At 72.1% G+C, this 5,382-nt stretch carries 4 protein-coding genes; 1 reads left to right on the forward strand and 3 read right to left on the reverse strand.

Translation table 11 applies throughout. The features are described from left to right. Positions 1 to 231: 231 nt before the first annotated feature. On the reverse strand, positions 232 to 2,037 hold the full coding sequence (locus tag JNL41_RS03030; protein WP_293472795.1) for a PQQ-dependent sugar dehydrogenase: 1,806 nt from the start codon (positions 2,035 to 2,037) through the stop codon (positions 232 to 234). Between the two features lie 64 nt (positions 2,038 to 2,101). After that, positions 2,102 to 3,910, reverse strand: a complete 1,809-nt coding sequence (locus JNL41_RS03035; RefSeq protein WP_293472796.1) for a PQQ-dependent sugar dehydrogenase — start codon at positions 3,908 to 3,910, stop codon at positions 2,102 to 2,104. Positions 3,911 to 4,031: 121 nt separating this feature from the next. On the opposite strand from JNL41_RS03035, the gene folP reads away from it, so the two are divergent. After that, complete coding sequence (gene folP, locus JNL41_RS03040; RefSeq protein ID WP_293472797.1) at positions 4,032 to 4,847, forward strand: dihydropteroate synthase; 816 nt, start codon at positions 4,032 to 4,034, stop codon at positions 4,845 to 4,847. Here folP and JNL41_RS03045 read toward each other — a convergent pair. After that, positions 4,823 to 5,326 carry an SRPBCC family protein gene (locus tag JNL41_RS03045; protein ID WP_293472798.1) on the reverse strand — a complete coding sequence of 168 codons (504 nt, stop codon included), beginning with the start codon at positions 5,324 to 5,326 and terminating at the stop codon, positions 4,823 to 4,825. The two genes, folP and JNL41_RS03045, sit on opposite strands and share 25 nt — an antisense overlap. Positions 5,327 to 5,382 lie beyond the last annotated feature (56 nt).

Here is a 5,382-nt window from a genome sequence, read left to right on the forward strand (position 1 = left end):
GAGCTGAAGGGCGTCGGCGGCTTCGAGGGCAAGCTCTCGCCCGACGGCAAGACCCTCGACGGCCAGTGGAAACAGATGGGCGGCTCGCTGCCGCTGACGATGAAGAAGGGCGGCTGACCTTACCGGCGGCGTGCGCGCCGCCGGCGCCGTCGTCCTACCCAGAGGACGGGTGCGATGCCGGCCGCTTGGTGACCTTGGTGGGCTTGGTGTCGGATAGGCGGCGCCGGGGGGCTAGCCGACGAAGATCCAGTCGCCCGTCAGCGACGAGAGCTGCACGCCGGCGAGTACAATGCGCGCTCCGCCCGTGATCGAGACCACCGTGTCCGCCCCCTCCTGGGCCACGGCGTAAGTGCTGCCGGGGTCGAGGCGGACGCGGTCGCCCTCCGAGCGGTTGAAATCGAGCACGCGGTCGATGCCGGCGTCGCCGAAGCTGTTGAAGACGTCGCCGCCCGCACCGCCGGCGGCGGTGTCGTCGCCGCGGTCGCCGGAGATGAAGTCGGCGCCGTCGCCGCCGCGCAGGATGTCGTCGCCCTGGCCGCCCCGGATCAGGTCGTCGCCCGCGCCGCCCTCGCAGGTGTCGTCGCCGAGGTTGCCGAAGACGATGTCGGCGCCGTCGTCGCCGAAGAGCCGGTCCTGGTCCTTGCCGCCCACGACCCAGTCGTCGCCCGCGCCGCCCGAGGCGCTGTCGTCGCCCATGTTGCCGTTGATGTCGTCCATGCCGATCCCGCCCAGGATCGTGTCGTTCCCCTCGTCGCCGCGCAGGTAGTCGGCGCCGTCGCCGGCCGCGGCGCCGAAGTCGAGGCGGTGGACGTCGCCGTCCTGGCCGATCACGTAGAGGCGTCCACGGCCGTCGAGCGCGAAGGAGGTGACCTGGTCGAGGTCGCCGCCGTTCACGATGCCGATCTGGCCGTTGCGGTTCAGGAAATCCTGCGCCTGGCCGTTCACCACCCGGGTCGTCCAGACGTTGCCCGAGAGGTAGTCGGCGAAGACGTAGAGCCCCTGGGCGCCGCCCGGGCCGTGGTAGACATAGCCGCCGGTGACGGCGAAGCCGCGGTAGAGCGGCGTCACCCGGTCGTAGTCGAGGACCGGATCGGTGAGTCCCGGCGCGTCCGCGGTGCGGATCGAAAACCCCTCCTTCAGCGGCCACCCGAAGTTGAAGCCCGCGCGGCCGGCGGCGACGTAGTCGATCTCCTCGCGCGCATTGGCGCCGACGTCGCCGATGTAGAGGTCGCCGTTGGCGGTGTCGAAGCTGGGCCGCCAGGGGTTGCGCAGGCCGTAGACCCAGATCTCGTCGGCGCCCGGCGTCGCACCGGCGAACGGGTTGCCGGCGGGGATCGCGTAGTTCTTCGCGAAGTCGAACGGGAAGTCGTCGCGATCGACGTCGATCCGCAGGATCTTCCCCAGGAGCGAGGCGGTGTCCTGCGCCGCCATCGTGACGCCGGTGGCCGCGGAGTGGCCGTCGCCCGAGGCGATGTAGAGGAAGCCGTCCGGCCCGAACCCCATCCAGCCGCCGACGTGGTTGGCGCTGCCGGCCCGCGGGATGGTCATGATCACGTCGGTCTGGGCGCCGGCCAGCGTCGGGCTCTGGCGCACGTACTCCTGGACCTCGGTGTCGCCCGCGGCATTGGTCAGGTAGACGTAGAAGAGGCCGTTCTGCTGGTAGTTCGGGTGGAAGGCGAGGCCCAGCAGACCCTGCTCGATGCCGGTGGACAGTGTGCCGTTCGGCAGGTCGAGGAACGGCTCGGACTGCATCGACCCGGAGTTGAGATCGAGAATCCGGATGCGGCCGGTGTACTGCTCGACCAGGAACAGCTTGTCCGGCTCACCCGGGGGAGAGACGCCGAACAGCGGCCGCGAGAGGCCCGAGGCGACGCGGACGGCGGTGATCGCGGCGTCGTCCGAGGCGGAGTGGCCGTAGACGAGGTCGTCGCCGGCCCCGGCGGCGATGCTGTCCGATCCGTCCTGGCCCGACAGGGTGTCGGCCCCCGCCGTGCCCGTGAGCGTGTCCCGCGCCCCGCTCCCGGCGATCTCCGGCATCTGCGCTGGCCCCCGGCCGACTCCAGGGAACGACGTTAGTGCGGGAAGGCGCCGATCCGCCAGCCTAGCCTACGAAGATCCAGTTCCCCGTCAGCGTCGACATCTGGACGCCGGCGAGGATCACCTGGGCGCCGCCGATGATGGAGACAACGGTGTCGTCGCCGACCTGGGCCACGGCGTAGGCGCTGCCTGGGTCGAGGCGGACCTGGTCGCCCTCGGCGCGGTTGAAGTCGATGATGCGGTCGATGCCGGCGTCGCCGAAGCTGTTGAAGACGTCGGCGCCCGCACCGCCGGCGGCGGTGTCGTTCCCGAGGTCTCCGGAGATGAAGTCGGCGCCGTCGCCGCCGCGCAGGATGTCGTTCCCCTGGCCGCCGCGGACCAGGTCGCCGCCGGTCCCGCCCTCGCAGGTGTCGTCGCCGAGGTTGCCGTAGACGATGTCGTCGCCCTCGTCGCCGAAGAGCAGGTCGTTGTCCTTGCCGCCCACGACCCAGTCGCCCCCCTGGCCTCCGGAGACCGTGTCGTTGCCCATGTTGCCGTGGACGTCGTCGAACGCCAGACCGCCGAAGATCCGGTCGTCGCCGTCCTCGCCGCGCAGGTAGTCCGAACGGTCGCCGGCCGTGGCGCGCGGCGTGAGCCGGTGGATGTCGCCGTCGAGGCCGATCGCGTAGAGCCGCCCCGAGCCGTCCACCGCGAACGAGGCGATCTGGTCGAAGTCGCCGCCGCCGGAGAGCGCCAGTTGGCTGTTGCGGATCGTCAGGTCCTGCGCCTGCCCGCCCGCCGAGCGGGCCACCGTCCAGAGGTTGGCCGAGCCGAAGTCGGCGAAGTAGTAGAGCCCCTCGGTCCCGCCGGGCCCGTGGTAGACGTAGCCGCCCGTCACCGAGAAGCCGAGCGCGCGGCCGTAGTCCAGGATCGGGTCGGTGAGGCCCACCTGCGAGCCGGCCGAGAAGGTGGTGAAGCCCTCCTTGACCTTCCAGCCGAAGTTGAGCCCGGCCGACCCCGCGGCGGCGACGTTCACCTCCTCGCGCGCGCCCTGGCCCACGTCGGCGATCCACAGGTCGCCGGTCGCGGAATCGAAGCTGGGCCGCCAGGGATTGCGCAGGCCATAGTGCAGGATCTCGTCGGCGCCGGGCGCCGCCCCGGCGAACGGGTTGCCGGCCGGGATGGCGTAGTTCCGGTTCGCGTCGTTCGGGAAGGCGTCGGAGTCGATGTCGATCCGCAGGATCTTGCCCAGCAGGCTGTCGATGTTCTGGGCGTTGTTCCGGGGGTCCCCGCCCGAGCCGCCGTCGCCCGAGGCGATGTAGAGGAAGCCGTCCGGCCCGAAGCCCAGCCAGCCGCCGTTGTGGTTGTCGAAGGGCTGGTCGAACGTGAGGATCAGGCGGCCCGAGGCGGCGTCGGCGTGGTCGAGGTCGGCCCGCCGGTACTCGCGGACCTCGGTGTCGCCCGCCGCGTTGGTCAGGTTCACGTAGAAGAGGCCGTTGGCGGCGTAGTTCGGGTGGAACGCCAGGCCCAGCAGCCCCTGCTCGCCGCCGCCGGCGAGGCCCGAGTCCGGCAGGTCGAGGAAGGCGTCGCCGTTCAACTGGCCGGTGTCGAGGTCGAGGATGCGGATGCGGCCGGTGTGCTGCTCGACGACGAAGAGCCGGTCGGGATCTCCCGGCGGCGAGGCGGCGAAGAGCGGGCTGGCGAGCCCGGAGGCGACGCGGACGGCGTCGATCTGCCAGGTGTCGGCCGTCGCATCGGCGCCCGAGTGGCCATAGACGACGTCGTCGCCGGCGCCGGCGAAGATGCGGTCGGAGCCGTCGCGCCCCGAAAGGACGTCGTTGGCCGCCGTGCCGGCCAGGGTGTCCTGCGCGGCGGTTCCGCTCACCTCGGCCATGGCCGTCTCCCCGGCGATCGCAGCTTCAGCTCAGCCTTCGATACAACTATGACGACGGTGAGGCCTCATGAGTTCCCAACCGCCACCGCCACCGCCACCGCCGACGCGCCGCCCGAAGGTGATGGGGATCGTGAACGCGACGCCCGACAGCTTCTCGGACGGCGGCCGGTTCCTGACGCCGCAGGCGGCGCTCGGGCAGGCGCGGCGGCTGATCGCCGAGGGCGCCGACATCGTCGACCTGGGCGCCGAGTCGACGCGCCCCGGGGCCCGGCCGGTGAGCGCCGGGGTGGAGATCGCGCGGCTGGTCCCGGTGGTCGCTGCGCTGCGGGCCGAGCATCCGGCGGTCGCGATCTCGGTCGACACGATGAAGCCCGAGGTGGCGCGGGCGGCGGTCGAGGCCGGCGCGACGATGTGGAACGACGTCACCGCCCTCCGCCACGCGCCGGAGAGCCTCGCGACCGCCGCGGCGCTCGGCTGCGACGTCGTGCTGATGCACATGCAGGGCGAGCCGCGCACGATGCAGGCCGAGCCGCGCTACGACGACGTGACGGGCGAGGTGGCGGCGTTCCTCGCCGGGCGCGCCGCCGCCGCGATGGCCGCGGGCGTGTCGCGCGAACGGATCTGGCTCGACCCCGGCATCGGTTTCGGCAAGCACATGACCCGCCACAACCTGCCGCTGCTCGCGGGCCTCGACCGGATCGTGGCGCTGGGCTTCCCGGTGCTGCTGGGGGCGAGCCGCAAGGCGTTCATCGGGGCGCTGTCGGGCGGCGCGGCGGCCGACCGGCGCCTGGGCGGCTCGCTCGCGGCGGCGCTGGCCGGGGCGGCGGCAGGCGTGGCGGCGGTGCGCGTCCACGACGTCTTCGAGACGGTGCAGGCGCTGGCGGTCGACGCGGCGATCCGTCAGGCCGGGCGTCAGCCGGGCGCGAGGTCCTTGTAGGTCTGGTTCACGCGCTTCTCGCGTTCCAGCAGGGTGGCCCAAGAGGTGCGCACGCCGTCGCAGGCGTCTTCCAGCGCCTCGAGGTGAGCATGCCAGCCCGCGGCGTTGCCGGCGCCTTGGCTGAGGGTGAGGCCGCGCTCGACCAGGGTGAGGCGGCAGCCGTCGCCGTCCGGCTCCAGGGCGAAGCTGACCGCGGACTCGCTGCCGTCGGGCTGCGGCCAGGTCCAGGTCAGCCGCCGCGGCGCGTCGTACTCGGTGATGACTCCCCGGATGTCAAAGTTCACTTCAGGGAACCGCAGGTGGATCGCGCCGCCCAGCCGCAACTCCAGGCGGACCACCTCGGCGAACCAGTCGGCGATCCGTTCAGGCACGGTGATCGCCGCCCACGCCTTTTCGATCGGTCGATTCAGGCGGCGGACAAAGGTGATCTCGACCGTGTCACCGGTGCGGCGGATCTCGCCCAGATCGTCGTTCGTCATTGCTCGGACTCCAGGTGCGCGTCGAGGCGGGCCAGCCGGTCGGCCCAGAAGCGGCG

The organism is Phenylobacterium sp., from assembly GCF_016793285.1.
Lineage (GTDB): Bacteria > Pseudomonadota > Alphaproteobacteria > Caulobacterales > Caulobacteraceae > Phenylobacterium.